This window comes from Neobacillus dielmonensis (genome assembly GCF_000612665.1).
Lineage (GTDB): Bacteria > Bacillota > Bacilli > Bacillales > Cytobacillaceae > Neobacillus > Neobacillus dielmonensis.
This window is the reverse complement of sequence record NZ_HG942030.1, coordinates 1-17,504: the sequence shown is the minus strand read 5'-3', so window position 1 is coordinate 17,504 and position 17,504 is coordinate 1. Positions and strand designations below refer to the sequence as shown.

16 protein-coding genes are annotated in these 17,504 nt (G+C 45.3%); 2 read left to right on the top strand and 14 right to left on the bottom strand.

Annotated elements, in window-relative coordinates; all coding sequences use genetic code 11:
- Positions 1 to 50: 50 nt before the first annotated feature.
- The 5 genes from pcrA to BN2425_RS02780 form a co-directional block, all read right to left on the bottom strand.
- Entirely contained in the window at positions 51 to 2,309 is a 2,259-nt protein-coding gene (gene pcrA / locus BN2425_RS02800; RefSeq protein ID WP_042454786.1) for a DNA helicase PcrA, read from the bottom strand.
- A gap of 71 nt (positions 2,310 to 2,380) precedes the next feature.
- Positions 2,381 to 3,070, bottom strand: a complete 690-nt coding sequence (locus BN2425_RS02795; protein WP_042454784.1) for a heptaprenylglyceryl phosphate synthase — start codon at positions 3,068 to 3,070, stop codon at positions 2,381 to 2,383.
- A gap of 435 nt (positions 3,071 to 3,505) precedes the next feature.
- Positions 3,506 to 3,823, bottom strand: a complete 318-nt coding sequence (locus BN2425_RS02790) for a YerC/YecD family TrpR-related protein (RefSeq protein ID WP_042454782.1) — start codon at positions 3,821 to 3,823, stop codon at positions 3,506 to 3,508.
- A gap of 30 nt (positions 3,824 to 3,853) precedes the next feature.
- On the bottom strand, positions 3,854 to 4,912 hold the full coding sequence (locus tag BN2425_RS02785; RefSeq protein WP_042454780.1) for a DUF3048 domain-containing protein: 1,059 nt from the start codon (positions 4,910 to 4,912) through the stop codon (positions 3,854 to 3,856).
- A 70-nt stretch (positions 4,913 to 4,982) separates the two neighbouring features.
- On the bottom strand, positions 4,983 to 6,728 hold the full coding sequence (locus tag BN2425_RS02780; RefSeq protein WP_154663450.1) for an adenine deaminase C-terminal domain-containing protein: 1,746 nt from the start codon (positions 6,726 to 6,728) through the stop codon (positions 4,983 to 4,985).
- Positions 6,729 to 6,888: 160 nt separating this feature from the next.
- On the opposite strand from BN2425_RS02780, the gene BN2425_RS02775 reads away from it, so the two are divergent.
- Entirely contained in the window at positions 6,889 to 7,221 is a 333-nt protein-coding gene (locus BN2425_RS02775) for a YgaP family membrane protein (RefSeq protein ID WP_074432999.1), read from the top strand.
- Between the two features lie 171 nt (positions 7,222 to 7,392).
- Positions 7,393 to 7,500, top strand: a complete 108-nt coding sequence (locus BN2425_RS23480; protein WP_406603181.1) for an EYxxD motif small membrane protein — start codon at positions 7,393 to 7,395, stop codon at positions 7,498 to 7,500.
- Here the strand turns inward: BN2425_RS23480 and purD are convergent.
- From purD to purC, 9 genes are read right to left on the bottom strand one after another with little or no spacing between them, the layout of a single operon-like run.
- Positions 7,484 to 8,749 carry a phosphoribosylamine--glycine ligase gene (gene purD, locus BN2425_RS02770; protein WP_042454778.1) on the bottom strand — a complete coding sequence of 422 codons (1,266 nt, stop codon included), beginning with the start codon at positions 8,747 to 8,749 and terminating at the stop codon, positions 7,484 to 7,486. The genes BN2425_RS23480 and purD overlap by 17 nt on opposite strands.
- Before the next feature lie 15 nt (positions 8,750 to 8,764).
- Positions 8,765 to 10,303 carry a bifunctional phosphoribosylaminoimidazolecarboxamide formyltransferase/IMP cyclohydrolase gene (gene purH / locus BN2425_RS02765; RefSeq protein ID WP_042454776.1) on the bottom strand — a complete coding sequence of 513 codons (1,539 nt, stop codon included), beginning with the start codon at positions 10,301 to 10,303 and terminating at the stop codon, positions 8,765 to 8,767.
- On the bottom strand, positions 10,278 to 10,880 hold the full coding sequence (gene purN, locus BN2425_RS02760) for a phosphoribosylglycinamide formyltransferase (protein ID WP_042454774.1): 603 nt from the start codon (positions 10,878 to 10,880) through the stop codon (positions 10,278 to 10,280). Before purN ends, purH begins: the two co-directional genes overlap by 26 nt.
- Positions 10,877 to 11,911 carry a phosphoribosylformylglycinamidine cyclo-ligase gene (purM, locus tag BN2425_RS02755; protein WP_042454771.1) on the bottom strand — a complete coding sequence of 345 codons (1,035 nt, stop codon included), beginning with the start codon at positions 11,909 to 11,911 and terminating at the stop codon, positions 10,877 to 10,879. Before purM ends, purN begins: the two co-directional genes overlap by 4 nt.
- A 5-nt stretch (positions 11,912 to 11,916) precedes the next feature.
- Positions 11,917 to 13,326 (bottom strand): amidophosphoribosyltransferase, encoded by a 1,410-nt coding sequence (purF, locus tag BN2425_RS02750; RefSeq protein WP_042454768.1) that lies wholly within the window; start codon positions 13,324 to 13,326, stop codon positions 11,917 to 11,919.
- On the bottom strand, positions 13,302 to 15,527 hold the full coding sequence (purL, locus tag BN2425_RS02745) for a phosphoribosylformylglycinamidine synthase subunit PurL (RefSeq protein ID WP_042454766.1): 2,226 nt from the start codon (positions 15,525 to 15,527) through the stop codon (positions 13,302 to 13,304). Before purL ends, purF begins: the two co-directional genes overlap by 25 nt.
- Positions 15,511 to 16,194 carry a phosphoribosylformylglycinamidine synthase subunit PurQ gene (gene purQ, locus BN2425_RS02740; protein WP_042454765.1) on the bottom strand — a complete coding sequence of 228 codons (684 nt, stop codon included), beginning with the start codon at positions 16,192 to 16,194 and terminating at the stop codon, positions 15,511 to 15,513. Before purQ ends, purL begins: the two co-directional genes overlap by 17 nt.
- A complete protein-coding gene (purS, locus tag BN2425_RS02735; RefSeq protein WP_042454763.1) occupies positions 16,191 to 16,445 on the bottom strand; it encodes a phosphoribosylformylglycinamidine synthase subunit PurS in 255 nt (84 codons plus the stop codon). The genes purQ and purS overlap by 4 nt, the downstream gene beginning before the upstream one ends.
- On the bottom strand, positions 16,438 to 17,151 hold the full coding sequence (gene purC, locus BN2425_RS02730; protein ID WP_319922062.1) for a phosphoribosylaminoimidazolesuccinocarboxamide synthase: 714 nt from the start codon (positions 17,149 to 17,151) through the stop codon (positions 16,438 to 16,440). The genes purS and purC overlap by 8 nt, the downstream gene beginning before the upstream one ends.
- Positions 17,152 to 17,504 lie beyond the last annotated feature (353 nt).

Genomic DNA, 17,504 nt, shown 5'->3' with positions numbered 1-17,504 from the left:
CCTTTCATAAAAAGATCATCTTGTTATTGACATATATTTTTGAAAAAAAGTTACACTTTTTTTATTGGTGCAAATTTGGCCAACAGGCGCTTAATTCCAGTTGGGCTTGGGAAAGCAATATCGAGTTCGGTTCCCTCTCCTTGCCCTTTCACACTCACGACAGTTCCGGTTCCCCATTTGCCATGCTGTGCTTTATCTCCGACCTTCCAGCCTAATTCATCTCCGCCGGTGGCAGCAGCAATTGGGCGTGTAACAGGTTTTCTTGGAGCCGCCTGTTTTCCAGCAAATGAGCTTCGTGGTGAACCAAAGGATGATCCGGTTGACGCCCCAAATGGTCTTGATCCAAATGGATTGGACTCGCGAGGCTCCATCCCTTCGAGTAAATCTTCGGGGATTTCCTTAATGAATCGAGATGCTGGGTTCATATTGGTGCGGCCAAACAGGGTTCTCATTTGGGCGTTGGTCAAGAACAGCGTTTGCTCCGCCCTTGTAATGCCGACATAAGCTAGACGGCGTTCTTCTTCCATCTCAGCTTCTTCCATCAATGAACGGCTATGGGGGAATACGCCTTCCTCCATGCCAATTAGGAAGACAACTGGGAATTCCAGTCCTTTCGCTGAGTGCAGTGTCATCAGAACGACAGAGTCTGCCTTTTCCCCATCATCATCCATGGAATCGATATCGGCGACAAGGGCCAAATCGGTTAAGAAAGCAACCAGGCTCTTATCCTCGCTAGTCTCCTCAAAGTTTTTGGTAACTGATAATAATTCCTCAAGGTTTTCCAAGCGGCTCTGTGCTTCCAAGGATTTTTCTGCCTTCAGCATTTCGGTGTAGCCTGTTTTCTCTAGGACTTCCTCCACTAATTCGGTAACAGAAAGGAATTCTTGCATTTGGGTGTAATTTTTAATTAAATCCCGGAATTCCCTTGCAGCTTTCGTAATCTTCGGGCTTAATCCCAAAAGCTCGACGGAGTCGAGTGCTTTGAAAATGGAAATATCATGCTGCCCAGCAAAATTAGCAATCTTGTCAAGCGAGCTTGAGCCGATTCCCCGTTTAGGGACATTAATAATCCGCTGCAGGCTGATATCATCATCCGGATTTGAAATTAACCTTAGATAGGCAAGCATGTCCTTAATCTCTTTTCGGTCATAGAACTTGGTGCCGCCCACAATCGAGTATTCGATATTGGATTTTAACAGCACTTCCTCCATGACACGAGACTGTGCGTTAGTCCGGTATAAAATGGCGACATCAGAGAGCCGGTATTTGCCACCTGAGGTCAATTCTTTGATTTTACCAGCGACAAACTGCGCTTCGCTTTGCTCACTGTCCGCACGGTAATAGGAGATTTTGTTACCTTCTGGATTTTCTGTCCACAGATTTTTCGGCTTGCGGTTAAAGTTATTCTCAATTACTTTATTAGCAGCCATCAAAATCCGTTTAGTCGAACGATAATTTTGCTCGAGCAAAATCACAGTAGCGTTCGGGTAATCCTTTTCGAATGATAGGATATTGGCGATGTCTGCCCCGCGCCAGCGGTAGATGGACTGGTCCGAGTCCCCTACGACACAGAGGTTTTTAAATCGGGCAGCCAGCTTTTTGACTAACATATATTGAGCACGGTTCGTGTCTTGGTACTCATCGACGTGTATATACTGGAACTTGCGTTGATAGTATTCCAATACTTCCGGAATCCGGTCAAACAATTGGATAGTCTTCATGATCAAATCATCAAAATCAAGCGCCTGATTTTTACGCAGCCGTTTTTGATATTCTTCATACACATCACTGACGACTTGCTCAAAGTAGCCGCCGACTAATTTCCCATACTCATCCGGGTCCATCAGTTCATTTTTTGCCGAGCTGATCGCACCTAAAATCGCCCGAGGGTCAAACTTTTTCGGGTCGATATTTTTATCCTTTAATATGCCTTTGATGACTGACTGCTGGTCGGTAGTATCTAAAATTGTAAAGTTGCGGTTGAATCCGATGCGGTCAATATCCCTTCTCAGGATGCGCACACACATCGAGTGGAAGGTGGAAATCCAAATTTCGTCGGCTGTACCGCCCATCACTTTCCCAATCCGGTCTTTCATCTCACGGGCCGCTTTATTGGTAAATGTAATGGCTAGAATATTATAAGGATTTACCCGTTTTTCAACAATTAAATACGCGATTCGATGGGTGAGAACTCTGGTCTTTCCGCTCCCGGCTCCAGCCATGATGAGCAGTGGTCCATCCGTTGCTTTGACTGCTTTTTGTTGTTCTGGATTTAACCCATTCAATAATTTATCTGTTAAATATTGCATGTCTTCACCCCAAAATCAAACATTTGTTCTTATTATCTATCATAACGTTGTTTCCGATTACTGGCAAATTTCTAACGAACGCCTTTTATAGTTGCTAATGCTGCTTGAAAATTTTCATAGATGGCATTTCCAACAACGATGACATCCGCGTGTACAGCCATTTCTTTTGCTTGCTCAGGTCCCGAGATTCCCCCGCCATAAAACAGGGTTGTGTTTGAGCCGATTAGGACTTTTTTGACTTCAGCCACCAAATTGATGTCACCATATGTTCCGCTGTATTCTAGATAGAAGATCGGCAGATGGAACATCTTGTCCGCCATCATGGCATAGGCTTTTACGTCTTCGGTGGTTAAATTGGTATGAGCTGAAGTAAGTTTGGCAGCTTTGCAGTCTCCGTTCAGGATGCAATAGCCCTCCATCGCAATTTCGCGCCAATCCATAATTTCGCCGAATCCTTTTACGGCCTGATGATGCATTCCGGTAATCCATTCTGGTTTGGTGCTGTTTAACACGGTTGGGATAAAATAGAGATCGAATCCCGGTGTAACCGTCTCGATGCTGGAAACTTCAAGTACACAGGGTACTGTAAAGCGACGGACTCTTGCCATTAGGTTCAGAACATTATCCAATGTCACTCCGTCAGTTCCCCCGATCAAGACAGCATCGGTGCCTGATTCACAAATTTGTTCTAATTTATCTTCTGATATCTCTTTATTAGGATCAAGTTTAAATACATGGCGCCATTCGCGAACATCGTACATTAGAGGAGCCTCCTATATTTCATTCCATTTCACCATTATAGCATTGCATGGACAATTAAAAAAAGGAAACAATAAATCTAGAAATAGAAATAGTATCCAATGGGGCTGCGCGAGGGACGAGCAAAGAAGTGAACGCTGTTCATTTACTTACAGGCCTTTTTAAAAATGGCTGTGTTAAAGGTCACTGTTGACATTTAACCAGTTGATTGGAACTGAAGGCGCTCAGCGACCCAGCGGGCGTGCCGGGGAGCCTCCTCGGCGATGAAATATTTAAAAAGTTACGATGTATATTTCAGTACTTACGACCGATTCTTGGGCACATACGACCTGTTTTTGGGACAAGCTGGTAAACCACCTATTTGTTTATTTACCACTAATGAAAAAAACAAAAAGCACATGAGGTTCACCTGCCCCATGTGCTTCACTGTTCTATTTCTACTCCGCTGTTTCCGACGGTTCTTCCTGTTCCTTCAGACGCTCCAGCACCATTTCATAGCTATCATTACCAAAATTCAAGCAGCGTTTCACCCGTGAAATCGTTGCTGTGCTCGCGCCAGTTTCCGATTCAATCACATGATAGGTTTTCTTCTCACGCAGCATTCTGGCTACCTCCAGGCGCTGGGCCAACGCTTGAATCTCATTAATCGTACATAAATCATCAAAAAATCGGTAGCATTCTTCCAAATCTTTTAATGAAAGAATGGAATTAAACAATTGATCAAGTTCTTTGCCCCGTAATTTATCAATCTGCATCTTTTCAATACTCCTTCTTTTCAAAAATAATCAATTGGCATCAAACGAGACGCTCTGGGCCAGCCCTGGCTTCGACGGTACCACATTCACCCAAGTTTTACCGGGAACCAGTCCAACCTCTTTCCCGTCTTTCACCGGAACAATTTGACCGTTCTTATTGACCCAGTTTACTTCATTTACCTTACCCATTTGCAGCAAATAGCCTGTGCCGCCTGACTTGAGGTCAATCGATAAATGGCCACTGGAATCGAGCACTTGGTGGTCGGCTTCTATGATAAAAACATTGTCTAATAAAATAGGTTCGTTGGTATCCAATTCAACCGTTTGTTCTGATCCATTAAACCGCTTATACTTACTCGATTGGGCATCAAACTCATACATACAATTCGATGTTCCACCATTGGAGTAAGTGATCATAACTGAACTCCCAGGGTTGCCAGTTAAGGATTGCTTTTCTTCGTCTGTTAAAAACTTAAAACTTGATGGGGGAGTTTGGTCCATCGAGTATTTTTTCATTTCCGCACCCTTTACAACATTCTCATACGTGATATAGGAGTTATGTGGTGCTTTTCTCGTGCTCGACCGTTTGAACAGAGTACCATCATAGACCATGCCGTTAATATTATCAACATAATTACTCTCGAGCATCACTCTTGCGTCTTCACTATAGCCATGGGCCACATAAAAAGCATTAAATCCTTTGGCTAGTTCGATATAATAAGGTCTGGCACTGCGGACAGGGCCAATGTTTGCCGGCTTTTCACTTTGAAAAACAGCAAGAAATCTTGTTACGTCCCCTTCAGCAATCATTTCATAAACGATATCGGCTTTCGATAGACCGGATTGCGGTCTTGCTTTCGGATGATTGTTGACCATCACGGCAACGGCCCTTCCATCTGTACTGGCCTCCGTCCTGATCCCTGTTAAAGGAAAAACATTCAGATCTTCTTGTTTCCCCTCCACCGGTTCTTGTTGTTTAACTGTCTCTTCCGCTTTTTCTTCCTGTACAGGTGTTTTCACTGAATCTTTCTTACTGCAGCCAGTGAACAATAAAAGGACAGCGGCTAAGGCAATTGCCCATTTTTTCATTGATGAACCCCCTGGTATACTTTATAGCCCCTTTATACTGTGATGCGTTAAAACATTAGTCAATTACAGTTTAACGCATTATTGACGGAAAGAGTACTGTTTTATTCATGACATCGTACATTCCTTGCTGGGTAATGCGGATGTATGGTAAATGCGTTGCGGAAAAGAACAGCAAACTATAAATCGGATTTAAGAACGAATACCCTCTTGCTGCTAATTCGTCGGTCAGTATTTTTTCCTGCTCAGCCAATTCTTCCATCGGCAGGTCTGACATGACTCCACTTAATGGCAGGGGAAGTTCAAAAACCACCTCGCCATTTTCAACCATCACGATCCCGCCGCCCAACTCTTTCATTCTATTAAAAGCAGCGAGCATATCTGGCTTGCTTTTTCCAATTAAAATAATATCTCCAGTATTCGAAAACGAGCTTGCCAAGGCTGACAACTTATTGGTAAAGCCCTTTAGCATTGTATTAATCCGCCACTTTCCATGACGATCAATCAAGGTAAAGAAACTCTCATTATGGGTCATTGCCAATTCGTCACTAGAAACATCAATGGAAATCGAGTATGGTTTGGTAATAACGGCATTGACCATTTCTATTCCAAATGGCATCGAATATTGCAAATCATCCATTGATAAATTCCAATCCAGGTTCATTGGGGTAAAGCCATAATCATCCCACTTAAACTTAGGATAAACCCCGTCTACCTTTGCCCCGTCTCGCTTCACCCATTTTCCTTTCGCCAAAACAGATACAGGAGTTGGGTTTTCGATACTTGATAAGAAGTTAATATTTGCCACCCGGCCGGTCGCAATATTACCATATAAATGGTCAATATTATAATAACGGGCAATATTGACAGTTGCCATATTATACGCGTCAATAATCGGGATCCCTTTTTCAATCATCATCTTGATTAAGAAGTCTGTGACCCCTTGCTGATAAAACAACGGTGTAGACCCGTCCGTATTCACTAGCATTCTATCATAAGCGTCGATTTCCAGCCGCTTCATGTCATCTAAAAGATGAGGCAGGTCTGGGCGAATCGAAGAGTGGCGCAATGACACGGTGTAACCTTGCATCAACCGATTATAGATCTCTTCCCCGTTGATTGCTTCATGATCACAATCGGCTCCAAGAAGCATCATCTTCGCCAATGTTTTTTCGGAGGCACCCGGAAAATGTCCCTCGATTTGTTTGCGTCTCCGTTTTGCTTCCTGGATCCAGTGAAGCATCATATCATCGCCATCGAGCAATTTTGGCCATCCGGTCAATTCACCGCCTTGAAGTACCGCATCATACTCAAGCCAAGACTTAATATTACTGTGTGAAAAAACCTCTACTTCATCCAAAATTTCCGTTTGTGAATCAAACCGGCACCACCAGAACATCGAGGTAGGCATGGTCCCAAAGTCATTCACTAATGAAAACGCTTGCTCTTTTTGCAAATGTAAAACCAGCGCCATATTGTCGTTGATTAACATAGTGGTCCCAAATTGAGATGCATACTCCGCGAGTGTTTGGGGATTATAAAGTTGAAACGGGTGAGAATGTGGTTCAATATAGCCTGGAACAAGGATTTGATCCGTACAATCCATGATTTCACAATTGTCCAGTTTGGTTGGTAATTGATCACCAACATAAACGATCCGATCTTGATAAATCCATATATTACCCCTCATCCACTTTCGAAAGGTTTGGTTTAAATATAAAGCATTTTTCAATAGTATGGTGGGAGCCGTTTTCCCATCCAAAATGGATACATGCATGCGCAATTGTTTGTTTTTCCATCGATAGCGTTGATCTAGCACACAAAGCCCTCCCTTAATACAGTTATATATATTAAAAAGTTGATTTCATCATAAAGAAAGCCCTTACAAAATTCTTTAGTTACTATACTATCATATTTTATTGTTTAACGCAGTAAAGAATTTCAAAATAACGGAAAAAATTCGTGAAGGAGTGAACAAAATGAAAGTAAAACAAAATATCGGTATTTTAAACGCGCTAATTCGCATCACTCTTGGTCTGACTTTGCTGTCTTGGACAACAGCCAAACTGGTGAAACAGCCTTGGCGGGACTCCTACCTATTTATTGCGATTTGTGCCGCCATGAAAGTGGCAGAAGGGATTGTCCGTTATTGTCCGGTTACCGCATTATATGAAAATTATCAGGGCAATATGAACGGCGGGTCGTCAGGGAACAGCCAATCTGACGGACAACAGTCCCGCTCTACTGATGGAACCTCCGCATCGCGCGACAGCATGGAAGGGGTTGCTGAAGGACAGATAGCTCCTAACTGATAGGGAGAAATACGTTATATCAGGAAAAACCCCAATATATCGGTAAAATTTTTAATATATCAGGAAAAAAACAAATATATCAGGAAAAATTGACATTTTATCAGGAAAACTACCAGAGCATATAAAAGGGCTGCCCCAATTGGAGCAGCCCTTGAAAGGAAGTTGAAGTAGATGATTTGGGAATGGCTTTCCCATACTGCGTTTGTACTCATTATTTTAATTGGCAGCATCGTTGCCTTGTTATTTGCCTATATCCGCCGCTCTAAACGACGGGCATAATTGCCTTGGCTCCAATATCTTTTCGGTAAAAAACTCCGTCACATTTCAACTTTTCTAACTGACGGTATACTTGATTCTGGGCTTCCTGCAGATCTGCTGCTTTCGCTCCGACAAGCAGGACTCTTCCGCCGTCCGTGACAAATTCAGACTCCACCTTACGAGTTCCGGCATGGAACACATGAACGGAATCATCGATACTGCTTAGACCTTGCAGTACCGCACCCTTTTGATAGTCTCCAGGGTATCCCTTGGAAGCGACAACCACGCCGAGCATGGATTGCTCGTCCCACTCAAGCTCTGGTCTTTTGCCAGCTAATAAGTCTAAAATAACTTGAACCAAATCTGATTTTAACCTTGGCAGGACAACCTGGGTTTCCGGATCGCCAAACCTCGCATTAAATTCAATCACTTTTGGTCCTGCATTCGTATTAATCAACCCGGCATACAAAATCCCGCAAAAGCTTCGGTTTTCCTGTACCATCGCTTTAGCTGCCGGAATTAAAATCGTTTCCACCGCTGTTTGGACTGTTTCCGCACCAATATGTGGGACAGGTGAATAAGCGCCCATACCGCCAGTATTCGGACCCTGGTCGCCATCATATGCCCGCTTATGGTCCTGAGCGATTTCTAACGGCACTACCACATCACCATTGACAAATGCCATAAGTGAAAATTCTTCTCCAGCTAAAAATTCCTCGATGACAACCTGTGCAGAGGCCTCGCCAAACTGCTTGCCAACCAGCATACTCTCAAGACTTGCCAAGGCTTCTTCTACCGTGAACGCCACCGTTACCCCTTTACCGGCAGCCAAGCCATCCGCTTTAATCACAATAGGGGCGCCTTTTGCTTTTACGTATTGGCTGGCGTCAGCAAAAGAAGTAAACACCGCATAATCAGCTGTCGGTATTTCATACTTTTTCATCAGCTCTTTAGCAAATGCTTTACTGCCCTCGATTTCCGCAGCGGCCTGCCGCGGGCCAAATACCGTTAGCCCTACTGCTTCAAACCGGTTAGCTACCCCTGCCAAAAGCGGCACTTCCGGGCCAATAATCGTTATGCCAATTCCCTGCTGCTGAGCAAAATCGATTAGAGCATCTTGGTCTAATTCCTCAATCGAAACCAATTCAGCCACATCGGTCATGCCAGGATTGCCTGGAGCAGCGTACACTTTCTCCACTAGCTCACTTTGGCTGACCTTCTGGCAAATCGCGTGTTCTCTTCCGCCTCTGCCAATCACTAAAACCTTCACCTAACTACACCCCCATTAGTGTTTAAAATGTCTGACCCCAGTAAACACCATGGCGATTCCAAACTTATCCGCCATATCAATCGAGTCTTTGTCCTTTTTCGATCCTCCTGGCTGGATAATCGCAGTAATGCCCGCTTTTCCTGCAGCTTCCACGGTATCGTCCATTGGGAAAAACGCATCTGAGGCCATTGCAGCGCCTTCTGCTTTTGCCCCTGCTTGTTTAAGGGCGATTTCAGCAGAGCCCACACGGTTCATTTGTCCGGCCCCTACACCAAGGGTCATTTCATTATTAGAAACCACAATCGCATTCGATTTCACATGTTTCACAACTTTCCAGCCAAGTTTCAATGCTTCCCATTCTCCTGGAGTCGGCTGGCGTTTCGTAGGAATGGTAATCGTGGCATCGTCCAAAGAATAAGTATCCCGTTCTTGAAGAAGCAATCCGCCCTCAACTGTAGTCATCTTCACTTCCGGCTTTCTGCCCTGCTCAAACGGAATCGTTAACAAGCGGATATTCTTTTTACCCGTTAAAATTGTTACTGCTTCTTCTGAGAATGATGGTGCGATGACGATTTCTAAGAAGATTTCATGGAGCTTAGCTGCCGTTTCTGCATCCACTTCCCGGTTGAATGCAATGATTCCGCCAAAAATCGAAACAGGATCTGCCGCAAAGGCCTTTTCAAATGCATCAAATACGTTTTTCCCAGTACCGACACCGCATGGATTCATGTGTTTCACTGCAACGGCTGCCGGCTCGTCAAACTCTTTGACAATTTGCAATGCCGCATCGGCATCATTGATATTATTATAGGAAAGCTCTTTTCCGTGAAGCTGTGTCGCATAAGCAATGGAAAACTCCGAACCCAGCGGTTTTTTATAAAAAGCCGCTTTTTGATGAGGGTTTTCGCCGTAACGAAGCGGCTGCTTCAATTCATATGTAACGGTTAATTTTTCAGGCGTTTCTTCTTGAGCTAAATTGGTCATATACTCAGCAATTAGCGCATCATAGGCCGCTGTATGGCGAAATACTTTAGCAGCAAGCTTTGTTCTTGTTTCAAGGGAAGTTTCCCCGTTTGCTTTTAACTCCTCGATTACGGTGCTGTAATCAATAGGATCCACGACAACTGTTACATATTGATGGTTTTTGGCAGATGATCGCAGCATGGAAGGACCGCCGATATCGATGTTTTCAATCGCATCCGCAACGGTCACATCTGGTTTTTCAATGGTTTGCTGGAATGGATAAAGGTTGACACACACCACTTGAATTGGGTCAATGCCATGCTCTTCTAACTGCTGTTTGTGGCTATCATCGTCATGTTTTGCTAACAAGCCGCCATGAATAAATGGATTAAGTGTTTTAACCCGGCCATCTAGGATTTCGGGGAAGCCCGTTACATCACTGACACTGATTACTGGGATGCCCTGTTCCTGCAGCATCTTTTTCGTACCGCCAGTTGAAATGATTTCAAAGCCAAGGTCAGCTAGTTGTTTGGCAAATTCCCCTACGCCATTTTTGTCAGAAACACTAATAAGTGCTCGTTTTTTCGTCATGTTTAACCTCTCCTCTTGTAAGCAGCATGTGCAGAATTTCTGGGTAAAGTCTATGTTCAATCCCTTGGATTTTCCGCTGCAAACTCTCCCTTGTTTCGTTTGCCTCGATGCGAACCCGCTCCTGGACGATAATTGGCCCCGTGTCCATTCCATCATCCACAAAATGGATGGTGACACCGCTCCATTTCGCTTTGGCGGCCAATGCCTGGCCTACAGCATCTTTGCCTGGGAATTCCGGCAGCAACGATGGATGAATATTCAGAATTCTACCTTCGTACTCTTTTAGCAGGGTTGGGCCAACTAACCTCATATAGCCGGCAAGGATGACCCATTCGACTCCCGCAGTGGTTAATTGTTCACAAATTTTCTGTTCAAAGTCAGCTTTGCTTGGGTAATCCTTTGGGTTAAAAACAAATATCGGGATTCCCGCTGCGTTTGCCCGTTCAACACAATACGCCCCTGGCCGGTCACAGACCAATAGGGAAATATGGGCCGTTAGGTCGCCCGCATGAACCCGATCGATAATCGCCTGAAAATTACTACCGTTACCTGAGGCAAATATAGCGATATTTTTCATCGGTGTCCCCTAAAACCATTAATCGTAATTCCTTCTTGCTCGGTCACCACACCCATTTCATAGGCTGTTTCGCCAAACTCGCGAAAATGATTCAGGGCCGCCTCGGCTTCGGTCGGGTCTACAGCGATGACCATGCCAATTCCCATGTTAAAAATATTATACATCTCTTTGTATTCGATTTGTCCAACCTCGGAGATTAGCTTAAAGATATTGGGGATTTCCCAACTCTTTTCATCCAGTTCAGCCCCGAGCCCTGCCGGTAGCATCCTTGGAATATTTTCAATAAACCCGCCGCCGGTTATATGGGCCATGCCTTTCAAATTGAATTTTTTCAGAGCGGATAAAATGGGTTTCACATAGATTTTGGTTGGTTTCAGCAGTTCCTCACCGAGCTTGCAGCCTAATTCATTCACATACTCGATTAATGACCAATTATTAAATACTTTGCGCACCAAGGAATATCCATTGCTGTGTATCCCGCTGGAAGCTAACCCAATCAGGACATCACCAGGTTTGATGGTTTCACCTGTAACTAATTGTGATTTTTCGCAAGCCCCAACAGCAAACCCTGCCAAGTCGTACTCTTTTTCACGGTAAAGCCCCGGCATTTCAGCTGTTTCCCCGCCAATTAAGGCACAGCCGGCCTGCTCGCAGCCATCAGCCACTCCTTTGACAATCGCTTCAATTTTTTCCGGAAGTGCCTTGCCACAGGCAATATAATCTAAAAAGTAAAGCGGCTCCGCTCCCTGGACGACAATATCGTTCACGCACATGGCAACTGCATCGATGCCAATCGTATCGTGTTGGTCCAGCATAAATGCCAGCATCAATTTAGTGCCGACCCCGTCGGTGCCTGACACTAAAACCGGCTCTTTCAAGTTAAGTGAAGAAAGATCAAACATGCCGCCAAAACCGCCAAGGCCCCCAACTACACCGGCCCTTGCTGTTCTTTGAACATGCTTTTTCATTCGGGCGACCGCTTCATAGCCTGCCTCGATATTGACTCCCGCTTCTTTATAGGCATTCGCCATGAATGTCATCCCCTTTGATAATAGTATTGTAGTGTGTCTGGATAAATCTCAGTTGGATAGTTTCCGGTAAAGCAGCCAAGACAGAAGCCGTTTAAACCTTCCGTTTGCGTAATAGCTGCCGCCATTCCCTCAAGACTTAAAAACGTCAATGTATCTGCCCCGATGATTTGGCGAATTTCTTCTACGGTTTTATCTGAAGCAATCAGTTCTTCTTTTGAAGAGGTATCGATGCCGTAAAAACAAGGATTTTTAATCGGCGGCGAACTGATGACGACATGGACTTCGGTTGCACCCGCTTCTTTTAGCATATTTACGATCCTTCGGCTGGTTGTGCCGCGGACAATCGAGTCATCGACCATGACAACGCGCTTGCCTTCTACGACTCCGCGTACAGCAGACAGCTTCATTTTGACGCCCTGCTCCCGCAACGACTGTGACGGCTGGATAAATGTCCTTCCGACATATTTATTCTTGATTAGCCCCATTTCATAGGGGATGCCTGATGCTTCGGCATAGCCGATGGCGGCAGAAATACTGGAGTCCGGAACCCCGGTCACAACATCGGCATCGAATGGCGCTTCAATTGCCAAGCGTTTCCCCATGTTTTTGCGGGCTGTATGAACATTGATTCCGTGAATATTGCTATCCGGTCTGGAAAAATAAACATATTCCATCATACAGATGGCTTTGGTCGAGCTATGGGCAAACCGCTCGGAAGTTATCCCGTTGTCGTTAATGATAAGCAGTTCACCTGGCTCGATGTCACGAATGTATTCGGCACCGATCACATCAAAAGCACAGGTTTCGGATGCCAACACATAAGCATCTCCCAGGCAGCCAAGTGACAGCGGTCTGAGTCCATGCGGGTCGAGCGCCGCCATTAATTCCGTTTCGGTCATGATTAAATAGGCATAAGCCCCTTTTAGCATCGAAAGGGCATTCTTCACCTGATCCTTGATTTGCGGGAAGCCGCTTCTTCTGATTAAGTGGGCTAATACTTCGGAATCGGAGCTTGTTTGAAAAATACTTCCCTGTGTTTCAAGCTGATGCTTCAACGAATTGGCATTGACGAGGTTGCCGTTATGGGCCAGTGCCAGGCTGCCAGTTTGCGAATGGAACAAGAGCGGCTGGACATTTTCATAGCCTCCGCCGCCTGCCGTCGCATATCGGACGTGGCCAATCGCAGCATTTCCATGTAATTCCTTGATGGTATCCGCTGTAAAAATTTCCGTAACCAATCCTTCGCCCTTTTTTCCTTTAAGGGTATTTCCGTCAGAAACCACAATGCCGGTGCCTTCCTGACCGCGGTGCTGCAAGCTATGAAGCCCATAATAAGTCAGCTGGGAAGCATCCGGGTGCCCCCAAACGCCAAAAATGCCGCACTCCTCATTTAATCCCTTGATTTCAGCAAGCATGGGATCGCTCCTCTCCAAGCGGCCTTTAGTTCTGCAACCGGCGCCGCAACGACCGTTTGCCCCTCATTCGTAACGGTTAATACTCCAGAATCGTTCACTTCACCAATCCATTGGGCTTCTACTAAACGTTCAAACTCTGCTTGATCTTCTTTTTTCACGGTTAATAGAAAACGAGTTTGGGTTTCACTAAATAAAGCTGTGACATGATTTCCTGTAATGCTGACATCCGCTCCAAGTGCTTCACTGCCAAATAGACTTTCTGCTAAGGCTACTCCCAAACCGCCCTCGGACAGGTCATGAGCAGACTGAACCACTCCCGCACGAATCGCAGCAAGAACTTGTTGTTGTCTTTCTTTTTCCGTATCGATATCTAATTCTGGCGCTTTACCAAAAATCCGGCCGTAAGTCAGCTTTTGCAGCTCGCTGCCGCCGAACTCGGCTTTGGTCTCCCCGACAAGGTAAATCAAATCGCCGCTGGTTTTAAAATGTTGAGTCGTAATATGGTCTAAGTCTGTCACTAAACCAACCATGCCGATAACCGGAGTTGGATAAATCGCTGTACCGCTAGTTTCATTATAAAGCGAGACGTTGCCGCCGATGACTGGGGTTTCAAGCACTCGGCAGGCTTCACTGATGCCGTCCGCCGCTTTTTCAATTTGCCAGAATACTTCTGGCTTTTCTGGATTTCCGAAGTTTAGGTTATCCGTAATCGCTAACGGCTCGGCACCGGAACAGACAATATTGCGGGCTGCTTCAGCGACGGCAATTTTCCCACCAGTTACTGGATCAAGGTAAACAAATCGAGAATTACAATCTGTCGTCATAGCTAATGCCTTGCGAGTTCCTCTAATTCTAGTAACTGCAGCGTCCGAACCAGGCGCGACAACGGTATTGGTACGCACCATGTAATCGTATTGCTCGTAAACCCATTCCTTGCTGGCAATCGTCGGCTGGCACAACAACTGTAATAATGTATCTTTCACGTCATCCACTTGTGGGACCTCATTGTCCATTTCTTGGAATTCAGCGAAATAGGCTGGTTCCTTCGATGGTTTATGGTAAACTGGTGCATCTTCAGCTAATGCATCGACTGGAATGTCGGCCACCACTTCGCCTTTATGGAACAGGCGGAACTGTTTATCATCGGTTACCTGCCCGATGGCGACGGCATCTAGGTCATATTTTTTAAAAAGATCTTTGATTTCCTGCTCCCGTCCCTTTTTTACGACAATGAGCATCCGTTCCTGTGATTCAGACAGCATCATTTCATAAGCGGTCATACCGGTTTCCCGCTGTGGAACAAGGTCCAGATTCATCTCAATGCCCATTCCAGCTTTGCTGGCCATCTCCGAAGACGAACTGGCGAGTCCAGCTGCACCCATGTCCTGAATTCCGACAAGGGCATCTGATTGGATTAGCTCAAGGCAGGCTTCTAAAAGCAACTTTTCCATGAAGGGATCGCCGACTTGGACCGCAGGGCGTTTTTCATCGGAATCCTCTGTTAATTCCTCTGAGGCAAAGGTTGCCCCGTGAATTCCGTCTCGGCCTGTCTTTGCACCAACGTACATTACGGTATTGCCAAGGCCGTGTGCCTGACCTTTTTTAATATCTTTATGATCGATTAAACCGACACACATTGCATTAACGAGCGGGTTTCCTTCGTACGATGGGTCGAACTGAACCTCACCTCCCACGGTTGGAATCCCGATACAGTTACCGTAACCAGCGATTCCTGCAACCACTTCTTTAAATAAATAACGAGTTCTTGCTTTATTGAGTTCGCCGAAGCGAAGCGAGTTTAACATCGCGATTGGACGAGCCCCCATCGAGAACACATCGCGGATAATGCCGCCGACACCCGTTGCCGCTCCTTGGTACGGTTCAATCGCCGATGGGTGGTTGTGGCTTTCAATTTTAAACACAACGGCCTGGCCGTCACCGATATCGACAATCCCTGCGCCCTCTCCAGGACCCTGAAGGACTCTTTGCCCTGCGGTGGGGAATCTTTTTAACACAGGCTTGGAGGTTTTATAACTGCAGTGCTCCGACCACATGACCGAAAACAAACCGGTTTCAGTGTAATTCGGTGTTCTGCCGAGAATTTTTTCGACCATCGCAAACTCTTCATCGGACAAACCCATTTGCTGATATATTTTCTCTTGTTTAATTTGTTCCGGATTTGGTTCAAGCGTTGACAACATGTGCTTCCCTCCAAGATTTTACGATTGATTGAAACAGTTTCAGCCCGTCGGCACTGCCTAACAGCCCATCAACGGCCCGCTCAGGGTGCGGCATCATGCCAAGGACATTGCCCTTTTCATTGGTGATGCCGGCAATATCAGCAAGGCTTCCGTTCGGGTTTTGCTGATAGGTAAACACGATTTGATTATTGGCCCTCAGCTTTTCGAGCATCTCTTCGTCACAATAGTAATTGCCTTCGCCGTGGGCCACTGGGATCGTGATGGATTCGCCTGGCTGGTACTCTGCCGTAAACATGGTTTGATTGTTTTCGACTATTAACTCGACTGGTTTGCAGATAAACGATAGACTTTCGTTCCGTCTCATCGCGCCCGGAAGCAATCCTGCTTCGAGGAGTATTTGAAATCCGTTGCACACGCCAAGCACCGGCTTGCCGGCTTCCGCCGCTTTGACGACTTCCTTCATGACTTTGCTGAAGCGGGCAATCGCACCGGTACGTAAGTAATCTCCGTACGAAAAACCACCCGGCAGGAGGATTCCATCGAACCCTTCTAAGCTTTCGGTATCGTGCCAAACGTACTCCACTTCTTCGCCGAGTTCATCTTTGATGCTATGGTACATGTCGACATCACAGTTGGATCCAGGAAAGACGATGACCGCAAATTTCACTGTGCGACACACTCCTCTACCTCATAGCGGTAATCTTCGATAACCGGATTGGCTAATAGTTTGGTACAAATTTCGTTGATAACCTCATCCAGGTCACGCTCTGATTTTTCAATCGTGAGTTCCATATATTTGCCGATACGGACATCGGTTACTTCCTGATAGTTTAATGAGTTGAGAGATTGTGTAACAGCCTTTCCCTGCGGATCTAGAACACTTTCTCTTAATGTGACATACACCTTTACTTTAAACATGCTGATGCCCTCCAAGTCTTTTTAGAATATTTTCATAGGCGTCAGTTAAGCTGCCTAAATCGCGGCGGAATACATCTTTATCCAGCTTTTCATTGGTCTCTTTGTCCCATAGGCGGCAGGTATCAGGAGAAATTTCGTCAGCCAATAAAATTTGTCCCTGTGCGTCCTTGCCAAACTCAAGTTTGAAATCGATCAGGTTAATGCCTAATCCTGCAAAAAAGCTCGATAAAATTGCATCAACTTCTAACGCCTTTTCTTTTAAAATAGCAATCCCTTCGGTTGTGGCCGCTTTTAGTTCGAGGATGTGGTCAACGGTTACCAGCGGGTCGCCGAGGGCATCATCTTTTAAATAGAATTCTACGATTGGCTGTGACAGCGGTCGTCCTTCTTCGATTCCCAACCTTTTTGAAAAACTGCCAGCGGCTACATTGCGGACAACAACTTCCAGCGGAATGATGGTAACGCGTTTTACCAGCTGCTCTGTTTCGGAGATGCGCTTGATAAAGTGCGAGTCGATTCCTTTCTCTTTTAACACGGAAAATAGCAAACTAGTAATCTCGTTGTTGAGTCGGCCTTTGCCTGTGATTTCCGCCTTTTTTTCTCCGTTAAAAGCGGTGGCGGAATCTTTGTACTGCACCAAGACCACTTGTTCTTCGTCTGTAGCATAAATGCGTTTGGCTTTTCCTTCATATAACAGTTGACTCATTTGGATTTCACTCCTAATTAGCAATATTGGGAATCTTCAGTCTGGAAAAATGTAGGCAGATACTGTTTTGTTGCCCAGCAGAATATTTTCTTGTTTTGGGTATGTCAGGCCCTTCTACGTTACCCTGAACTGGCTTGTTCTTTGATTTGGGTTACGTAGAACCTTCCTACGTGACCGTAGGATCTCTTTTTCTTTGATTTGGGTCACGTAGAACCTTCCTACGTGACCGTGGACTCTCTTTTTCTTTATTTTGGGTCACGTAGAACCTTCCTACGTGACCGTGGACTCTCTTTTTCTTTATTTTGGGTCACGTAGAACCTTCCTACGTGACCGTGGACTCTCTTTTTCTTTAT